This window comes from Saprospiraceae bacterium, from assembly GCA_016709995.1.
Classification (GTDB): domain Bacteria; phylum Bacteroidota; class Bacteroidia; order Chitinophagales; family Saprospiraceae; genus JADJLQ01.
In genome coordinates this window covers 2595593-2613816 of the sequence record JADJLQ010000001.1, presented here as the reverse complement: position 1 = coordinate 2613816, position 18224 = coordinate 2595593, and the positions used below count along the sequence as shown (strand labels likewise).

At 41.4% G+C, this 18224-nt stretch carries 18 protein-coding genes; 10 read left to right on the top strand and 8 right to left on the bottom strand.

Annotation, left to right across the window (positions count from 1 at the left end; all coding sequences use genetic code 11):
- Window positions 1–12: 12 nt before the first annotated feature.
- The 3 genes from nrfD to IPJ09_11055 are packed head-to-tail and all read left to right on the top strand — an operon-like array spanning window position 13 to window position 2639.
- Window positions 13–1329: a polysulfide reductase NrfD gene (gene nrfD, locus IPJ09_11065; GenBank protein MBK7371960.1), complete on the top strand. Its 1317-nt coding sequence runs from the start codon at window positions 13–15 to the stop codon at window positions 1327–1329.
- The gene (locus tag IPJ09_11060; protein MBK7371959.1) at window positions 1316–2230 is read left to right on the top strand and encodes a hypothetical protein; all 915 of its coding nucleotides are present in this window, start codon (window positions 1316–1318) and stop codon (window positions 2228–2230) included. The genes nrfD and IPJ09_11060 overlap by 14 nt, the downstream gene beginning before the upstream one ends.
- Window positions 2231–2234: 4 nt before the next feature.
- Entirely contained in the window at window positions 2235–2639 is a 405-nt protein-coding gene (locus IPJ09_11055; protein ID MBK7371958.1) for a cytochrome c, read from the top strand.
- 1127 nt (window positions 2640–3766) lie between these two features.
- Here IPJ09_11055 and IPJ09_11050 read toward each other — a convergent pair.
- The 5 genes from IPJ09_11050 to IPJ09_11030 form a co-directional block, all read right to left on the bottom strand.
- Window positions 3767–3922, bottom strand: coding sequence for a hypothetical protein (locus IPJ09_11050; protein ID MBK7371957.1), 156 nt, complete (start codon window positions 3920–3922; stop codon window positions 3767–3769).
- 140 nt (window positions 3923–4062) lie between these two features.
- Window positions 4063–4293 (bottom strand): hypothetical protein, encoded by a 231-nt coding sequence (locus IPJ09_11045; protein ID MBK7371956.1) that lies wholly within the window; start codon window positions 4291–4293, stop codon window positions 4063–4065.
- Window positions 4294–4316: 23 nt separating this feature from the next.
- Complete coding sequence (locus IPJ09_11040; GenBank protein MBK7371955.1) at window positions 4317–4754, bottom strand: hypothetical protein; 438 nt, start codon at window positions 4752–4754, stop codon at window positions 4317–4319.
- Between the two features lie 160 nt (window positions 4755–4914).
- Window positions 4915–5082, bottom strand: coding sequence for an Arc family DNA-binding protein (locus IPJ09_11035; GenBank protein MBK7371954.1), 168 nt, complete (start codon window positions 5080–5082; stop codon window positions 4915–4917).
- A 12-nt stretch (window positions 5083–5094) separates the two neighbouring features.
- Window positions 5095–5952, bottom strand: coding sequence for an SPFH domain-containing protein (locus tag IPJ09_11030; GenBank protein ID MBK7371953.1), 858 nt, complete (start codon window positions 5950–5952; stop codon window positions 5095–5097).
- 271 nt (window positions 5953–6223) lie between these two features.
- On the opposite strand from IPJ09_11030, the gene IPJ09_11025 reads away from it, so the two are divergent.
- The 6 genes from IPJ09_11025 to IPJ09_11000 all read left to right on the top strand — a co-directional run bounded on the left by IPJ09_11025 (window position 6224) and on the right by IPJ09_11000 (window position 13533).
- Window positions 6224–6922, top strand: a complete 699-nt coding sequence (locus IPJ09_11025; GenBank protein ID MBK7371952.1) for a sterol desaturase family protein — start codon at window positions 6224–6226, stop codon at window positions 6920–6922.
- Entirely contained in the window at window positions 6912–7871 is a 960-nt protein-coding gene (locus tag IPJ09_11020; GenBank protein MBK7371951.1) for a CPBP family intramembrane metalloprotease, read from the top strand. The genes IPJ09_11025 and IPJ09_11020 overlap by 11 nt, the downstream gene beginning before the upstream one ends.
- Before the next feature lie 52 nt (window positions 7872–7923).
- Window positions 7924–10161, top strand: a complete 2238-nt coding sequence (locus IPJ09_11015) for a M28 family peptidase (protein ID MBK7371950.1) — start codon at window positions 7924–7926, stop codon at window positions 10159–10161.
- A gap of 17 nt (window positions 10162–10178) precedes the next feature.
- The gene (locus IPJ09_11010; GenBank protein MBK7371949.1) at window positions 10179–11678 is read left to right on the top strand and encodes a Gfo/Idh/MocA family oxidoreductase; all 1500 of its coding nucleotides are present in this window, start codon (window positions 10179–10181) and stop codon (window positions 11676–11678) included.
- 52 nt (window positions 11679–11730) lie between these two features.
- A complete protein-coding gene (locus IPJ09_11005) occupies window positions 11731–12579 on the top strand; it encodes a sugar phosphate isomerase/epimerase (protein ID MBK7371948.1) in 849 nt (282 codons plus the stop codon).
- 306 nt (window positions 12580–12885) lie between these two features.
- Window positions 12886–13533 carry a hypothetical protein gene (locus tag IPJ09_11000; protein MBK7371947.1) on the top strand — a complete coding sequence of 216 codons (648 nt, stop codon included), beginning with the start codon at window positions 12886–12888 and terminating at the stop codon, window positions 13531–13533.
- 6 nt (window positions 13534–13539) lie between these two features.
- Here IPJ09_11000 and gndA read toward each other — a convergent pair whose 3' ends face one another.
- Entirely contained in the window at window positions 13540–15417 is a 1878-nt protein-coding gene (gene gndA / locus IPJ09_10995) for an NADP-dependent phosphogluconate dehydrogenase (protein MBK7371946.1), read from the bottom strand.
- 135 nt (window positions 15418–15552) lie between these two features.
- Between gndA and IPJ09_10990 the strand changes: the two genes are divergently transcribed.
- Window positions 15553–16629 (top strand): diphosphomevalonate decarboxylase, encoded by a 1077-nt coding sequence (locus IPJ09_10990; protein ID MBK7371945.1) that lies wholly within the window; start codon window positions 15553–15555, stop codon window positions 16627–16629.
- A 42-nt stretch (window positions 16630–16671) separates the two neighbouring features.
- Here IPJ09_10990 and IPJ09_10985 read toward each other — a convergent pair whose 3' ends face one another.
- Both IPJ09_10985 and IPJ09_10980 read right to left on the bottom strand, forming a co-directional pair.
- Window positions 16672–17718: a response regulator gene (locus IPJ09_10985; protein MBK7371944.1), complete on the bottom strand. Its 1047-nt coding sequence runs from the start codon at window positions 17716–17718 to the stop codon at window positions 16672–16674.
- Window positions 17715–18092 carry a response regulator gene (locus IPJ09_10980; protein MBK7371943.1) on the bottom strand — a complete coding sequence of 126 codons (378 nt, stop codon included), beginning with the start codon at window positions 18090–18092 and terminating at the stop codon, window positions 17715–17717. Before IPJ09_10980 ends, IPJ09_10985 begins: the two co-directional genes overlap by 4 nt.
- Between the last annotated feature and the right edge of the window lie 132 nt (window positions 18093–18224).

Below are 18224 nucleotides of genomic sequence, written 5' to 3'. Positions count from 1 at the left end.
TATCAACCAATTATGAATCTAAATCAACAACAATCGGCCGCCTTACGCAAATTTGCTCCTCAGATAGAATCCTTTAGCCGGAAAGCTATGCTTTGGATTTATATCTTATTAATCCCTATATTTTTGGCGGCTTATGCTCTTTATGTCCAGGTTTCAAAAGGTCATATTGTGACAGGTATGCGGGACAATGTTGTATGGGGATTGTATATCGCAAATTTTATTTTTTTCATTGGCATTAGTTATGCCGGGGCAGTAATATCTGGTTTCCTGCACCTGCTCCATGTGGAATGGCGAAAACCAATCATACGTATCGCTGAATTAATCACGGTCATCGCTACCATCATCGGTCCGGTATACATCTTATTATGTGTAGGCCGATTGGATAGATTGCATCATTTGGTCATCTTTGCCCGCCTTCAATCGCCGATAACCTGGGATGTTCTGGCTATTTCAACTTATTTTGTAGGTGGCATTCTGTTCCTTTATCTGGCTTCTGTAAAAGATTTTGCAATTTATCGCGATGACACAGAATTAAAAATTCCGGGTTGGCGAAGGAGGCTCTACAAAGTGTTGGCTTTAAATTACAGTGATAGCGCTGAACAAAAAAAATCAATTTCGGTTTCGATGAACCTGTTGTCTATCATGATAATTCCGTTGGCAATTATTGTGCATTCTGTTTTGTCATGGATTTTCGGAATGACACTTCGCCCGGGATGGCATAGTACTATTTTTGGGCCTTATTTTGTATTGGCCGCGATATATTCGGGCACTGGGGTCTTGATAGTTTCCATGTGGATTTTTAGAAAAGTATATGATCTAAAAGACTATTTGATGGACAAACATTTTATTTATCTGGGTTATATTATGATGGTCTTAGGTGCCGGATACGGATATTTTACTTTTTCTGAATATCTGACTGACTGGTATAGCTCTGAGAAATGGAGCAGTGAGGTTATAACTAAACTGTTTGATTTAAATCAATATGGGTGGCATTTTCTCTTTACCAATGTGGTTGGAGTGCTCTTACCTATCTTAGTGGTGGCCATCCCAAAATTTAGAAAACCTGGATGGATAACTATGTCCGCTGGATTGATGGTGATTGCCATGTGGGTTAAAAGATATTTAATAGTCGTGCCCACCTTAGAGTCACCTTTATTGCCCATGCAAGACACGAGAATAGAGTATGTACACTATGCTGCTACTTGGGTTGAATGGGCATTGACCCTGGGGGGTATTGCGACTTTTCTCCTGATGTTTACCCTGGCATCTAAATTTGTCACTATTATTTCGATTTCTGAATTTGAATCCCAAAAAGATGAAAAACTCTAATATGTCGGTCTCCTATTTTACATCTGCAACCAGCTTGTTAAAAAGAATGCGTCTTTTATTTCTATGGAGCATTTGTATTTTTTTGCCTCAAAGTCCTCTTTCAAGCCAGGATAAAAATAACGAGGATACCCTGGAGAAAGCGGCTTCGAAAATTATTTTCAGTGCAACTCAATCAGATGGTAATACTATTTTGCTAAGAGCTCAAGTTAAAGCTCGAATAAATGGATCGAATGAGGCCGTGGATTATGAGACAATGACATTTTCTGAATTTGGTGAAAATGTATCTAAGCCAATTGGGGCTGTTTTGACCAATGACAAAGGAGTTGCAGTCTTGTCTGTCCCTATGAATGTTTTAAGTACCCAAAATGGCCCCTGGAGCTTCAAAGCTGCCTTCGAAGGTAATAGAAAGGTTGAGGAGGGAGACGCCGATGTAACCCTTCATAAAGCAGAAATCAGGATCAATGGTGAAGAGATAGACAGTTTGCTCACCATTACAATTAAATTAGGTGTTCCAGATAAAGGAGAGGTAGCACCAATGGCTAATACGGAGATCGTTTTATATGTGCAAAGATATTTCAGTAAATTAAAGATCGGTGAAGGTATAACAGATGAAAATGGTGAAGTTACCATTGAGTGTCCACGGAATTTACATGGCGATGGTGAAGGAAACATAATGCTCATCGGTCAGGCTGAAGATTTGGAAGACTTTGGAACTGTTTCGGCAAGTGTAACAAAAGCCTGGGGTGTTCCGTCACAAAGTAAAGTAAGTAAGAATGCCAGGGCATTGTGGAGCCATGCCCCTCCGCTTTGGATGTTAGTGGTATTCGTAATTTTGATGACAGTTGTATGGGGCCATTATTTCGTAATTATTTATAAATTATTAAAACTTAGAAAACAATAAATTCATGAAAACAAAATTTTTATTTTCCGCATTGCTTCTGATTGGAGGTTTGATGCTTTTATCTTCGGTCACACTTCAGCCAAAACCTTGGGAGGTGCCTGATAAATATAGTAAGATGGTTAATCCTGTGAAGGCAGATGCCGAATCCATCACAGCAGGAAAGGCTTTGTGGCTCAAACATTGTCAGTCATGTCATGGTAAAACCGGTAAAGGAGATGGTCCAAAAGCAGATCAACTTAAAACTGAAGTAGGTGACTTAGCTAGTGCAAGTACACAAAAACAACCTGATGGAGCTTTGTTTTATAAGACGCTCGAAGGTCGCGATGACATGCCTTCATTTAAGAAAAAAATACCCGAAGTAGACGAAGTCTGGCAATTAGTAAATTTTATGAGATCCTTGAAAAAATAAGGTCAAATTTATTTGTAATAAACTTCCTTGTACTTTTTTTCTAAATGCAATGGGTTGTTTTGTTTGAGTTATTAGGTGATTTTTTGAAACCTAAATAGCATTTTATTCATGAATCATTTTAATTTAGGTATCCACCTGGGTACCTTTTTTTTTATATATGATATATGCCTCCCCAAACTTTTTCTCCAAAAATGGCTCCTCCCTGAAAATTAAAAATAAGGTGTTGTTCACAAAAAAATGAGCGCCCAGATCAATATTGGGATTGACCTCCACCAAAGCCCTTCCGCTAACAGTATTAACCCTTACAAGAAATTGATTTTCAATTTCTTCGTCAATTAGTGACGATAAATGTCACAATTCCGATATTCATCATCGGGATCCGGAGGATAAAAAATTCATCCCTAATGAATTTTTCCATCTAACTTCCCGCCAAGCGTTGACTACCAATAATTAATTCATCTGTATTTATTTCCATATGTTTTATTAATTTATTGATTGTCTTCAACGTTCTTTGTCTTTTTTTAATTTGTACTGATCCATATCTATTGGCTTATATGGTTGTTTTTTGTGATCATATTCCAAATAATCACAGCCATTTTCTGGCGGTTGCAGTTGCCGCTCCTCTTCCTTTTTGTAGCTATTTTTTGAAAAAATGAAGCAGGTAACCTGTTTTTTTCTACTAATTGTATTGGCTGCATTTCGTAGTGTCAATGTAAATTTATTGGTAGTCTGTGGGGCTTGAGCTTATGATTTTACCTCCGTTTCTTATTATTTGGAGCCAACCGTAACCAACTGACAAACTTCGAGGCTGTACTAAATTTGAATATTCTCTTCCTACTTCCCCAATAATGACATCACAGTGGCTTCACTGACACACCTATTTCCATTAGGTCAACACCATAATATTGATAACTTGTTGTACAGACATTTAAACTGCTGCTATTTCTGACTTTTGTTTCTTCGTCAGATTAATTTTACCAGCTTCTTCTGCCCCGTGTCAATAATTTGATCAAAACAATTCTTCATTTGTTGATCGCAATTTTCATTCGATTACGAACATACTGATAGCTTGATGGAGACTTCGAATAAGAGTTGATTATCATTCCACCTTCCTTGAAGGTATTGTGCTAGTTCTTGATGATTTTTCTGATTCGCGAATCGGCCAGTATAGCTAATTTATTTCCATCTCGTTGACCTTCTACAATTGCCTGTATTATCGATTGTCCTGTTTTGCCTCCCAAATCATTGATGGCTACATCCAGACGGATATTCATTTGTCTCATGCATTGGCCTATTCGGTTCAATAACCTAGAACTCCGTCGATCAGATTATTTCGATGTCGATTTAATGTTCTTATTTCCATAGTTGCATTGGATGGCAAAACGATTTCAAAAACCCATAGGTGAATAATTTTTGTATCCATTTACAATCTTTTACATCTGTTTTTGACCGCCGATACCCTTAGTAGGCTTCCATGCACCAGGCTAACTTCAAATCCTGCTTCTTGAAGTGCCAAGAATAAAGTCTGAAAATAACTCCCTGTACTCTCCATTGCTACATGAGTTATTTGGTGAACTTTGAGAAAATCTATCATCAAATTATGATCATCGGTATTGATTCCAAATTTCCTTACCTGATCATCAGACTGTCCCACCGCTACTATGTGGAATCGAGACCCTACATCAATCCCTGCGCTGTGAGGGTAAACAATTTGCCATACTTCTTCCTTTTTCGGGCTTCTTTTTCAAGAGCTATCAAAATGGAAGTTAGCTGTATAATTTTACTATTGTTTTCAATAGTCTCTTTGTTTTGGGTTAATAATATAGCGCAGATCATAGGATTTCTATAATATTTATAAGGTCCCGTCGAATACCAGTTTTGTTTCTCTGACCAGGGTGCCAAGGTTCCCTTTGCAATCAATTGGAACAGATAGTTGGTCCAGGCAAACAAAGCTAATCCAGGGATTGACAAAGTTAAAGCCAGGATCCTGATGGACAAAAACCCGGGAATAATGTGATAGGTTGATGCATAGATTAGCAAGGGTATTACTATCACAACCGAACAAGGCAATAAAAGAATATCTCTAAGGTGACAGAGTACATTCTTTAAAATCATAATAAAAAAATGAGTTTAATTATTGTTTGCTGCGATTGCTTATCGGGGTATTTTTTATTCTCGATCCTGGCTACCGCAAAGGCAGGGTTCGACATAGAATATTGTCTATTAAACTTGCCGGTTTGGGGAGATAGATATTTTGACTAAATGAAAATTTGAATTATTTATCTCCTTCCTTTTTTTTGGACGCTCGTCCGGCATTTTTCAAAGCCTGACTTAATATGTACTCTATCTGACCATTAAGGCTGCGGAATTCGTCCGCAGCCCATTTCTCCAGGGCTTTCATGGATTGTTCGTCCATGCGTAGTACAAATTTTTTCTTTTCCATAAAAGGTAGATCCTACTGATGCAAAGTGCCGGTATTGACTATAGGTGTTGCATCTTTATCACTGCATAACACGACCATCAGGTTACTGACCATTGCAGCCTTTTTCTCGTCATCAAGATCAATTATATTTTTGGCAGATAAGTGTTGTAAGGCCAGATCTACCATGCCGACAGCACCTTCGACTATTTTCATACGAGCTGCTACTACTGCTTCAGCTTGTTGTCTGCGGAGCATAGCACTTGCGATTTCAGGAGCATAAGCCAGATAGCCCAGGCGAGCTTCAATCACCTCAATACCAGCTATGGCCAGGCGATCACGCAATTGTGATTCAAGCGCATGGTTTACTTCTTCATGGCCGGAGCGAAGGGTCACCTCGTGTACTCCTTCATCAAAATTGTCGTAGGCATAGGTGCCGGCGAGTTCTCTTAAGGCTGCTTCTGATTGGACCTTGACAAAACTTTGATAATCGGTCACATCAAAGCCGGCTTTGTAGGTGTCTTCCACCCTCCATACGACGATGCCACTAATCATAATAGGATTTCCCTTTTTGTCATTTACTTTGATGCGTTCGCTGTCAAAGTTCTGAGCCCTCAGGGAGATCATTTTCTTTGTAAAAAATGGATTAGCCCAGAAAAATCCATTGTCCTTGGCGGTGCCTTTGTACTCACCAAAAAGCAGCAGTACTTTAGCCTCATTAGGATTGACTAAAAAGAAGCCAGGCAGGATAAAGATGCTGGCTACTATTAGAATGACCCCTAACCAATGCGGATCAATTAGAACGGTTGTCACCAATCCGCCAAAAAAGAGAACCAGAAAAATAATCAGCCAAGGATAACCACTGGAAGGTATTGTAATAAATTCATTTTTCATAATAATATCATTTTGATATCAAATATACATCATTTTAACTTTTTGTCCAATCTTTTTTCTACAGGTCATACTTTTTTGGCTTGCCCGCTTGTTTATTCAAGATTAATAAGTGATCGCAAATCGAATTTAATCCCCTGCCTATCATGGGTAAATTGTAATTTTGAAAAACCTGAAAATCAAGGCTGTGATTGATCTGACCCAAGGCCAGTGGATACCCTTCTGTATAACTGTGATCGTGCTGACCACTGCCATATTTATTCGTTACCTGCTGATGGCGGGTTTGTTTTATTATCTTTTTAATATCAGGTATGCTGCAAAGTTTGCTCCAAATAGAATAAATACCAGAGTCAGTAAGAAAGGCCAAATTAAATCAGAGATATTGTACGCCTTGATAGCCTCCCTTCTCTTCGGTATCCTGGGAACCTGGATATTGCATGCATGGCAACTTGGCAAGACAGCCATTTATCATGAAGTATCCCACTATCATTGGAGTTGGATGATCGGAAGTGTATTGGTCCTTTTGGTATTGCATGAGACTTATTATTACTGGTTGCATCGTTGGATGCATCTGCCATCTGTGTATCGCAGGTTCCATCGAGCACACCATGAGAGCCTGGTGACTACCGCCTGGACCTCTTTTTCCTTCCACCCGATCGAAAGTTTGTTGCAGGCCCTGCCTATTGTGCTGATGATTTATTTTATTCCGATGCACCTGATTTCATTGGTCGTTTTTTTGATAATAATGACAGTAACTTCTGTGATTAATCATCTCAATAGCGAGATTTATCCGGCTGGCACCCATCGCCATTGGTTTGGGCGGTGGTGGATCGGGGCTACCCACCATGCTTTGCACCATAGCCAGTTTAAATACAATTTTGGTTTGTATTTTACATTTTGGGATCATTGGATGTGTACAGAGAGCCCTGACTTTAATACCTTGTTTGAAGAAAAATCAAAACATGATCACTAGGGTATTAAAGAGCATAGGATGGTCTTTATTGGATCTGATTTTATTTCTGATACTGTCTGCGGTGATCCTTTTGATTTTGTTTGGATTACTGAGCCTGGTCGGCCTCCATCCATTTTCTTCCATTTCCATCGGTAATATCGACGAGCAGACGAGTCCCTATCCGATGTTATTGATTAATTATCTGCCATTATTGATTGCTTTTGTGGGTGCATCGTTATTGACTCATTTTAAGGTATTCCACAGATCCTATGGTGCCTTGGGTTATAATATGACTACAGCTGGGGGCCTATTTGGTCGGGGATGGCTTTGGAGCCTGATCATGGTCTTACCGGGATTTTTTATACTCTGGGGTGCACATCAGTTAGCCATGCTCCCTTTTTCCTGGCACTGGGGCTTTGTGGTGGGCTATCTATTGTTTTTTTTGGTGCAGAGTGCAGGTGAAGAAGTGCTCACGAGGGCCTACCTGATATCCATGTTGGAGACGAGGCTCGGCACCATTGTGGCCATCGTATTATCAGGCAGTTTATTTGCAGTGTTGCACATCGGCAATGACCATTTTACGTGGATAGGATTTGTCAATATTCTGCTTGGCGGATTTATCATGGCTCTGTTGTTTGTAGAATATAGAAGTATCTGGGTCTGTACCGGATACCATGCCGGGTGGAATTTTCTTCAAGCCGGATTGTTGGATTTTAATGTGAGTGGTGTGGATGTATACAGCCTGGTTCAATGGAAGGATATAGGATACCCCAGGCTCACCGGATCGTCCTTTGGCTATGAAGGTTCTTTAGTAGCAGTATTATTACAAGGTGTTTTACTGGCATATCTGCTAAAGAATAATTCGATTGAACTTAATAATCCTTTCACCAATTCAAATGTACAGGAGGTCCCGCCAGCTGACAATGATTATGATACTTTAATCTCAGATGAAGTAAAAACAGAATCTTAGTATGACTACTTTTATATTTAAGAAATAGGCTCACTTTAATCAAACTAACAATATGAAAAAATTGCTTTTTATTTATTTTCTTTTGCCGTTGGCGCTCCAGGGGCAGGACAAAATCATGGGTTTTAGCAGCGAAAATGCAAAAAGTCAACTGGATTGGGAAAAACAATTTGATGCTGCCCTCAATCCCAAAGACCAGGATACCTGGATGAAATTTTTAAGTTCTCATCCCCACCATGTGGGCTCACCACAGGGTAAGGCCAATGCGGATTATATGCTCAACCTGTTTAAATCGTGGGGCTACCAGGCACAAATTGAAGAATTTTATGTTTTATTTCCTACACCAAAATTTCGCCAGGTAGAACTCTTAGGGTCAAAACCATATAAATTAAAACTTGAAGAGTCGACGCTTGCCGAGGATCGTACTTCCGGGCAAAAATCAGAACAATTGCCTACCTATAATGCCTATTCTGCTGATGGAGATGTCACCGCCGAATTGGTCTTTGTCAATCGGGGCATACCTGCTGACTATGACGAATTGGAGCGGATGGGCATCGATGTAAAAGGCAAAATCGTGATCGCAAAATATGGTGGTTCGTGGCGTGGTATCAAGCCCAAAGTAGCCTATGAACACGGGGCGATAGGTTGCCTGATCTATTCTGATCCTGAAGATGATGGTTACACACAAGGTGATGTGTATCCAGTCGGAGCCTTCAAGCCGAAAGACGGAGCTCAAAGAGGATCAGTGATGGATATGCCCGTATATCCCGGCGATCCTTTGACTCCAGGCTATGCTGCGACGAAAGATGCCAAGCGACTGACCAAAGAGGAAGCCGTCACCATCATGAAAATACCTGTATTGCCCATTTCTTATGAGGATGCGCAACCCTTATTGCAGGCACTCAAAGGTCCTGTAGCTCCGGCCGGTTGGCGTGGGTCGTTACCTATCACTTATCATGTAGGCCCCAGTACAGACAAAGTACATATGAATTTGAAGTTTAACTGGGACATCAAACCACTCTATAATGTGATCGCCAAACTGCCAGGCAGTGAGTATCCCGATGAATGGATACTGAGAGGCAATCACCACGATGGATGGGTCAATGGGGCTGCCGATCCGTTGAGCGGCATGGTCGCAGAACTAGCCGAAGCAAAAGCTATCGGTGAACTGGTCAAAAAAGGTATGAAATTGAAGCGAACCATGGTTTACTGTGCCTGGGATGGAGAGGAGCCCAGTCTTTTGGGATCCACGGAGTGGACAGAGTTCCATGCAGACGAACTGAGAAAAAAAGCAGTCACCTATATCAATACAGATGGCAACAGCCGAGGATTTCTTGGAGCCGGAGGTTCGCATACGCTGGAAGCTATGTTTAATGAGGTAGCGGATAAAGTGATCGATCCTCAGACTGGGGTAACTGTCAAAGAAAGAACATATGCCAGGACTATAATGAATGCAGATCCTTCCGCCCGGGCCAAACTCCTGGGCAACAAGTATATGAAACTATCTGCTTTAGGCGCAGGGTCTGATTGGTCAGGCTTCCTGCAGTTTTTAGGTATCGCATCGCTCAACCTCGGCTATGGAGGAGAAGGTAGCGGGGGTGAATACCATTCTATCTATGATTCTTATGACCACTTCACCAGGTTTAAAGATCCCGGATTTGCCTATGGGGTAACCTTATCAAAAACTGCCGGGAGGTTGATGATGAGGCTGTCCAATGCAGAGGTTCTGCCTTTTGAGTTTAATCAGCTTCAAAAGACGATCAATGAGTATGTAGAGGAATTAAAAACGATGATCGATAAAATGCGATCCGAGACAGAGACGGAAAACAAACTCATCACAGAAAATATTTACAACCTGGCCAAAGATCCTCAAAAACCATACAAGTCTCCGGACGAAAAGGACCTGGTGCCTTATATCAATTTTAGCAATCTGGAAAACACGATGGTTTCTTTAAAAAACAGTGCTGATGCATTTCAAAAATTGAGTGCCAATGCAATGCAAGCCAGCCCGGACAAACAAAAAGAGGTCAACCAATTACTCTTCCATATAGAGCAGAGCCTGTTGCAGGCTGATGGATTGCCGGGGAGAAAATGGTACAAACACCAGATATATGCTCCCGGACTATACACCGGGTATGGGGTGAAGACCATTCCTGGAGTCCGAGAAGGGATCGAGCAACGCAATTTTGTGCAAGCACAGGAAAATATAGAGATCGTCGCGGGTACCTTAAATACCTACGTATCTGAATTGAATAAAGCGATCATGGTGATCAAACCGAATCCCAAACCTTGACAGCCCAAAAATCAACTATGAAAAAGAAAATCAATCGTCGAGCTTTTCTGGAAAATACTTCCACGGCCTCAGTAGGAGCACTGGCATTTCACATCGTGCCTGGTAGGGTACTTGGAGGCTGGCGTCATATTGCTCCGAGTGACAAACTCAATATCGCTTATATCGGTTGTGGGACACAAGGTCTTAGAGAAATGTGTCAGCTTATCCAAAATCCCAAAATTCAAATCAATGCTGTCTGTGATGTAAATAAAATGAGTACCAATTATGTAGATTGGTCTCCCAATGGCATTCGCGATGGCATCAGAAAAGTCCTGGGAGATGACACCTGGGGAGCGAATTTTAAAGGCATACCAGGTGGGAGAGATATAGGCAAAAATGTGGTCGACCAATATTATAATAAGGTTAACAATAAGTCAAATACTAACTGTGCGGCCTATGAAGATTTTAGGGAGCTGTTTATAAAAGAGAAAGATTTTGATGCTGTTAAAATCATGACTCCGGATCATTTGCATGGATATATTTCCATCGAAGCTATGAAACATGGCAAACAAGTAGTCATCCACAAACCCATCGCTAACAGAATGTACGAGGCCAAAAAGACGATCCAGACTGCGAAAGAAACCGGCATGAGCACCCATCTGCTTGCATGGGCAAAATTTAAAGGCCTTGAGCAGATCAATACCTGGATTCAGGAAGGACAGATCGGTGATCTTAAAGAAATACATAATTGGAGCAACAGGCCGGTATGGCCACAGTGGACCTCTAATCCGAGTGACACTCCTCCCGTCCCTGATGGCTTTAATTGGGACCTTTGGTTGGGCCCGGTACCCGATAGACCATATCATCCAAATTATACCTTTAATGTGTTCAGAGGATGGTATGATTTTGGAGGGGGTAGTATCGCGGACATGGGGCATTATAGTCTATGGCCGTTGTTTTTGACTATTGGCGTGGAGTCAGCTCCTCTGAGTGCAGAAGCGACAGGCACCACTACTAGTGCTATAGAAAATCAAGTATGCAAAGTGGTGCAGAATGAGGTAGCATTTCCATATTCTACTTCAGTTAAGTTTAAATTTCCGCGCCAAAGTAGATTGCCTGCCTTTGACTTGTTTTGGTATGATGGCGGTATCAGACCTTCTACACCGGAAGAAATGGGGGACACCAACCTCGAAAGAGAAGGCATGATGTTTAAAGGCGACCAGGGAATGATCACAGCAGGATTCAGGGGCGAAAACCCTAAGTTGATCAATAAGGACAATAAATTTAACAATGCCCCTTTGCCCAGAGAGACCTCCGATAGAAAGGATGATTATTGGATCGATGCCTTTAAGAATAAAAAAGAATCTCCCGGCAGTTTTTTGCTGGCGGGTCCGGTTACTGAAACGATATTACTCGGTGCAGTATCGATGAGAGCCAAAAAAAGATTGAAATACGATTCGGCGAGTATGAAAATCACGAATGACGAAGCTGCAAATAAGTATCTTTATAGAGAATACAGGAAAGGCTGGGAGCTTTAAGACAACATAAAGAGTACATAATTTATAGGCTAACTTTTTAAATAAATACCATATGCTAAGGCGAAAATTTTTGGAGTCCACGACTGTAGGCTTGATGGGCATGCCTTTACTTTCGACCGGCAGCTTGTTGAATCATCAAAACTGGATTATGAAATCAGATATCTCTCTAGCCCAATGGGCTTTGGTCGACGAAGTCAAATCCGGCAAATGGAAAAACCTGGATTTTCCTAAAATTGCCCGGGAAGACTTTGGCTTGAATGGCATCGAATTTGTCAATACCTTGTTTGAGGTCCCTACGGAAGGATACTTAAAAAAATTAAAGGCCAATGCCGCCACGCATGGCGTTACTATGGTCCTGATCATGGTCGATGATGAAGGTGATGGCGCCTCAGACACCAGTGCTGGCCGTAAACAATTCGATATCAACCATCGCAAGTGGATCGACATCGCACATTATCTTGGCTGTCATGCTATCCGCACCAATTGTCGTGGTCCCAAGGATGCTGACAAAAAGGAAGCGCTCAAATGGGCGATCGAATCCTACAGTATGTTACTCGATTACACCAAGTCCTCCGGTATAAAAGTCGTCATTGAAAATCATGGTGGTGTGTCCAATGATCCTGATTGGATGGTCTCCTTAATGAAATCCATTAATCATCCGCTCTTTGGTACCTATCCAGATTGGCGGAGCCCCAGTCCGGAGTTTGACAATGTGACTTACCTTGAAAAAATGTTGCCCTATGCTATGGGAATGTCTTATCGAAATCAACCAACAGAAGAGCTCACTGCACGGATGATTAAGATGTCTAAAGAGGGAGGTTATATCGGATGGTATGGCATAGAATCCACAGGCAGAGACGCTATCCATCAGGGTATCAGTCTGTTGAAGAAATACTTATGACGACCTTCGTTTTAATTGTATCATAACGTGCTCCGCAGCTGAGGTAGGGAATATTTGACGAGTCTTCATAAAATCTCCCGTTTTATGATAAAGTCATTAATTATAGGTACTGTGATTTTAATAATGACTTGGCTTGTGCTACGCTCGAATGTAGCGGAATTAAAAAAACATACTGATCAGACATTTGAGCCATTGGCTCTAAGGCCTTCCAAATAGACTAATAATCTTCGGATAGATGTATGGAGAAAGAAAATAGACCAGGGTAGTACGGATGCAGCAGGATCTTATGTACTGGATGAGCAAAATATGCTTTACCATCCAATTGGTCTTGATCTTGGAAACAGCCTGTTTTATGATTTATATGGTAATTTGAGTATCCGGATAGACCGCCTTTTAAAAGTACCTGATATCCACAGCTTTAAAATCCAGGAAGTGTGTCATGGCATTGAAAACAGGGTTAAAACATATGCCTTTACCTCCGACACATTAAAAGTAAAACCCTTTCTGGCTGAAAAAATAAAATACAAATATCACCTTACTAAAAATGGGGAGACAGTCACCTATCTTCAGGGCGATGATATATGTTACACCATAAATCAAACAGATTCTACCCTGTTTTATCAAAAAAATAAACGAAAAAAAGCAGAATTAAAGTTAGGGCAGGGCCGGGTATACTCAATTAATACCAGAGATGATCCGGAAACTTTCGCTCACAATGATAGGTCTATTGTGCTTTCCTCTAAATATCGCTTTGATTATCATGAGAACTTAATAACCTTTTCTCGCACCTATTCTAAAAGATCAGTTGTCCTGGTGATTTTGCAAAAAACTGAAGATGGATTTCTTGTATACGACGCTCATTTTAAAGGGTATCAAATTAAATTGCTTCCAGAGGTCATTCAAAAAATACAAGGCAAGACTATTAAAGATGAATATGCTTTGATAAGCGAATAAGGTAGGTCATTCCCACTCTGTATGATAGGATATACCATATGGGTCGTCTTGCTTACGATAAGTATGGGCGCCAAAAAAATCCCGCTGAGCCTGAATTAAGTTTGCGGGCAAATTTTCTGAACTATAAGCTAAAATAAAATTTAACGCGGCAGACAAGGCTGGTATAGGGATGCCGGAAGACAAACTATTGGCCACTACCTGAGCCAGTGCAGCTCTCTGTTCACCCACAGCCTGCTTTTGAGCCACTAATAGGTTTTGTTCCCCAATGATAGTAGTTTGTATAGATTGCATTAATACTGATCGGATGATACACCCATTGGTCCAGATCCGGGCTACTTCTGATAAATTGAGATTCCACCCATATTGTTCACTAGCTGTGCGCATGATCTCAAACCCCTGGTGATGATTGATGAGGCGCGCCAATTCGAATGCCTCATACAGTTGATCGAGGGTGATGGCGACCGGTTTGATCTCGATCTCTGCAAAGGAAGCAGCTTGTTTTCTCTCAGTTTTAAGTGATGAGACGAATCTTGCAAACAATGACTCACTGATCAAATTGGCGGACATGCCCAATTCTGCCGCTGCTGTGAGGCTCCAGCTTCCGGTCCCTTTACTGCCACTGAGGTCTGCAATCAGGTCCAGAGTATAATCAATGCCTGTCTTATGGCGTAGGATTTTATAGGTGATTTCAAGTAGGTAGCTAGCAGCTGATTTTTTGTTCCATTCTTCCAGGGATAAGGCTATCTGTTCATTATCAAATCCCAAACCTTTTTTCAAAATCCAGTAGACCTCAGCCAATATCTGCATCTCTGCATATTCGATGCCATTGTGGATCATTTTGACGAAATGGCCAGCACCTCCTGGGCCAATATAAGTACTGCAGGGTAATCCCTGATGGTCTTTGGCAGCAATCGCATTGAGGATAGGTTTGATAGAATCATAGGCGACTTCATCACCACCAGGCATAATGGCAGGCCCTGTCAGTGCACCTTGCTCACCCCCTGATACACCAATGCCCACAAAGTGAATATGGTTTGATTTCAGTGCTTCATGTCGCCGCTCGGTATCTTTAAAATGAGAATTGCCTCCATCCATTACGATGTCTCCCGGTGATAGGTAAGGCAATAACGCGGTGATCATATGGTCTACGACTTTTCCTGCAGGTACCATCAAAAAGATTTTTCGGGGCTTGCTCAGGGATTGCACGAAGGGCTCGATGAGATCAAATCCTTTGGCAGATCGCAATTCTTCAAACTGGGCTATTGAATTCAAGGCAACATTTTCCTCTTTGCCAGCTACATGTTGATTAAACAGTGACAACTTCAGGCCATGTGCTCCTAGGTTTCGAGCCAGGCTCTTACCCATCACACCTAATCCAGCCAGGCCAAACTCGGATAAGGATTCATTATGTAGGATGAGGTCCATCATGCCGGCAGGAGACTGGCCTATATCAATATGAATGCCATAAGGAGGGTATTCCATCGATTCTAACTGCGAGGTTAAAAGGCCGGCAGGCATAAAATGGTCTACACGGGCAGTCATCCTCTGATGAATAAGCTCAAACCCTCCCATAAGCACGATCCAACGTACATCTACAGGTACTCTTTGTGTCAATATCTTACGGTAGGATTCTTTCAGCGCTGAGCAAGCTATGACTGCACCATCAGCGTGGGATTGTTTTATAGCGAGTTTGTTCAATGTATCCAGCCAGCCTTTGCGATCTTCATCGTTCAGTGGCTGGCCGGCGCTCATTTTGGCTTTATTTTCTGTCGAATGAAAGTCATCAGCATCAAATAGAGGTATGTTTTTTAGTTCGGAAAGTCGCTGGGCGATAGTGGTTTTGCCAGATCCGGAGACACCCATTACAAAATAAATCACGGCCATATGGATTAAATATCAAGGTGCAAGATACTCGATGTAAGCGCTATTATTTATACTTCTGTCTAGCCAAACATAATATTCACAATCGCTTCATTTCTTAATAATAATTCGTGCATTCAATTCCTATCTTTACATCTTATGAATGACTTTTTGATCCCATCCTCCAACCAAATGGCTAAGGTAAAAGCCGGACATCTTGCATGGCGATCCCCGTCAAATATCGCGATCATCAAATATTGGGGTAAGTACGGCAATCAGTTGCCTGCCAACCCATCTTTGAGTATTACGCTAGAGCAATCTTATACTGAGACCCATTTATTCTATCGCCCAAGAAAACCAAATGAAGAGCTCGTCCAATATTTTTTCGACACTAAGCAAGAGTTGGCATTTGAGGCCAAGATCAAAAGGGTATTGCAGGCCTGGAAGGAATATCTACCTTTTCTGGATGCTGTAGCTCTGGAGTTTCATTCAAAAAATTCATTTCCACATTCTGCTGGCATTGCTTCCTCAGCGTCGAGCATGAGTGCCCTGGCTTTGTGTATGCTCAGCCTGGAGCAGATATTGTATCAGCGATATACAGACGAACAATTTTTTCGCAAAGCATCCTACCTGGCTCGATTGGCATCGGGTAGTGCTTGCAGATCGGTATTTCCTTGCTTTGCTATTTGGGGGAGGACAGACCATATATCAGGCAGTCATGATGCCTATGCGATCCCTTGTGAGCGCTTTCATCCGATTTTCGCCACATTACACGATGACATCATTATAGTCAATAGCGAATCAAAATCTGTGAGCAGCACCGCGGGCCATGCACTGATGAATGACCACCCGTTTGCAGAAAGCAGGTATCAGCAGGCACGCCAACACACGGAAGAGTTAAACCAAGTTTTAAAATCAGGCGATATACATCGATTTGGTGAGATTGCTGAGACCGAAGCGATGACCCTTCATGCATTGATGATGTGTTCCAGACCCAGCTATACTTTATTGTTGCCAAATACTTTGCACGTGATCAATAAAATAAAAGCATTTCGTGCAGATACCTTATTGCCGATATATTTTTCTATAGATGCTGGACCAAATCCTCACATCTTATATCCGGACGAAGCGAAAGTAGAAATTCAAAAATTTATTGAAAGTGAGATCAAACCATTTGCACATCAGGGACATATCATCCGGGATCATTGTGGTAAAGGACCGGTTCAGTTAAGTTGATACCTGGAGTGGATGTTTAAAATCTAACCCTGCCTGGGATTTTTATAAGGCGTCCAGCACCTTATAGGCAATCACCAGATTAGCTTTGTTCTTGAGTGCTACTTCTCCTAATTTTTCAAAGCGAAAGGAATCTTTTGCTCTAAGATAGCAGGATTCCGGAATGGCGATTTCGCCTTCGCCTGCTATAGATTGCATTCTTTTGGCAGTATTGACCACATCACCGATCACGGTATAATCCAGTCTGCGAAGCCCTTCAGACCCAATATTGCCAGATATCATTTCACCTGAATTAACGCCAATAGATACCTTCGGGTGATAATGTCTCAACCCTACTTCTGGCAGGGCTTCTATTGTTTTACAGATACCCAGGCTGGCTGCCAGAGCATGATGTAGATGATCTTCTCCTTTAAATACAGCCATCACCTCGTCACCAATAAATTTATCCACGTAACCGCCCGCTTTAATGATCTCCTTTCCGATGAGGTCAAAGTATTGGTTGAGGATGCCGACCACAATATCTGGTTTTTCTAATTCAGTGATTTTGGTAAATCCGGCGATATCAATGAATGCAACTGTAGCATCAATCGTTTCATTGGCCAGGATTGATTGGTTAGCTGCCTGATTTTGATGCATAAATTGTAGTACGGATTCGTCTACATACATCCTGAGTATATTGTTTTCTTTGAGTGCTTTGACTGTGGCCTGGAGTTGTTTGACATAAGTGATGGTTTTTTCCATCGTGATCATCAGGTCGTCAAAATTGACAGGTTTGGTGATGAAGTCAAATGCTCCCCGATTCATCGCTGTACGAATATTGTCCATATCACCATATGCTGATATAATGACGGATTTTAGCAGGGGATATAACTCTTTGGTTTTGGCTAGCAATGTGAGGCCATCCATTTCGGGCATATTGATATCACTGAGCATGATATCTACATCTTGGTGTGATAACAGTTTTTCCATGGCATCACGGCCATTTACAGCAAATACAAATTCATATTCCTGTTCGCGAATTTGTTTTCTGAACTTCTGTTTAATGAGGGATTCCAGGTCCGCTTCGTCGTCTGCAACCAGGATTTTTGTCATGAGGTAATATTTTTTAATTTCTCTTTCAAAGTAGCAAAATCCAGAGGTTTGGTCAAAAAATCGTCTGCACCCAGTGTCATCGCTGAATTATAATTGTCCGTATCGCCATAAGCGGTGATCATCATGACTAAAGGAGGGGGAGTTTTGTATTTGACCTTAATCTGCCTGAGTAGTTCTAGTCCACTCATACCCGGCATATTTATATCAGACAAAATCAATATGGCTTCATGGTCATTATCTTTCAAAAATTGTAAAGCTTCTTCTCCGGAAAATGCAAATACTAACTGGATCTCACCATTGCGTATTTCTTTTCGAAACTTTTGTTCGAATAAAGCCTTTACATCATGTTCGTCGTCTACTATTAAGACTTTCATCGTTTTTGGGTGGTATTTAGTAAAATATAGATGTAATAATAATAATAAATGTCCTTTTGGCAGGCATGCACTGAGCTATATTTCCAAATTGATGATCGAGGTTTATCACGGAATTTAGATTTTTTTGCTTTT

What these genes read in the sequence shown, in the direction of transcription:
- IPJ09_11005 (MBK7371948.1), top strand. Translation starts at nt 11,731, where the DNA reads ATGCTAAGGCGAAAATTTTTGGAGTCCACGACTGTAGGCTTGATGGGC.
- IPJ09_11055 (MBK7371958.1), top strand. Translation starts at nt 2,235, where the DNA reads ATGAAAACAAAATTTTTATTTTCCGCATTGCTTCTGATTGGAGGTTTG.
- IPJ09_11040 (MBK7371955.1), bottom strand. Translation starts at nt 4,754, where the DNA reads ATGATTTTAAAGAATGTACTCTGTCACCTTAGAGATATTCTTTTATTG.
- gndA (MBK7371946.1), bottom strand. Translation starts at nt 15,417, where the DNA reads ATGGCCGTGATTTATTTTGTAATGGGTGTCTCCGGATCTGGCAAAACC.
- IPJ09_10980 (MBK7371943.1), bottom strand. Translation starts at nt 18,092, where the DNA reads ATGAAAGTCTTAATAGTAGACGACGAACATGATGTAAAGGCTTTATTC.
- IPJ09_11035 (MBK7371954.1), bottom strand. Translation starts at nt 5,082, where the DNA reads ATGGAAAAGAAAAAATTTGTACTACGCATGGACGAACAATCCATGAAA.
- IPJ09_11025 (MBK7371952.1), top strand. Translation starts at nt 6,224, where the DNA reads ATGGCGGGTTTGTTTTATTATCTTTTTAATATCAGGTATGCTGCAAAG.
- nrfD (MBK7371960.1), top strand. Translation starts at nt 13, where the DNA reads ATGAATCTAAATCAACAACAATCGGCCGCCTTACGCAAATTTGCTCCT.
- IPJ09_10985 (MBK7371944.1), bottom strand. Translation starts at nt 17,718, where the DNA reads ATGACAAAAATCCTGGTTGCAGACGACGAAGCGGACCTGGAATCCCTC.
- IPJ09_11050 (MBK7371957.1), bottom strand. Translation starts at nt 3,922, where the DNA reads ATGAGACAAATGAATATCCGTCTGGATGTAGCCATCAATGATTTGGGA.
- IPJ09_11000 (MBK7371947.1), top strand. Translation starts at nt 12,886, where the DNA reads ATGCTTTACCATCCAATTGGTCTTGATCTTGGAAACAGCCTGTTTTAT.
- IPJ09_11010 (MBK7371949.1), top strand. Translation starts at nt 10,179, where the DNA reads ATGAAAAAGAAAATCAATCGTCGAGCTTTTCTGGAAAATACTTCCACG.
- IPJ09_10990 (MBK7371945.1), top strand. Translation starts at nt 15,553, where the DNA reads ATGAATGACTTTTTGATCCCATCCTCCAACCAAATGGCTAAGGTAAAA.
- IPJ09_11015 (MBK7371950.1), top strand. Translation starts at nt 7,924, where the DNA reads ATGAAAAAATTGCTTTTTATTTATTTTCTTTTGCCGTTGGCGCTCCAG.
- IPJ09_11060 (MBK7371959.1), top strand. Translation starts at nt 1,316, where the DNA reads ATGAAAAACTCTAATATGTCGGTCTCCTATTTTACATCTGCAACCAGC.
- IPJ09_11020 (MBK7371951.1), top strand. Translation starts at nt 6,912, where the DNA reads ATGATCACTAGGGTATTAAAGAGCATAGGATGGTCTTTATTGGATCTG.
- IPJ09_11030 (MBK7371953.1), bottom strand. Translation starts at nt 5,952, where the DNA reads ATGAAAAATGAATTTATTACAATACCTTCCAGTGGTTATCCTTGGCTG.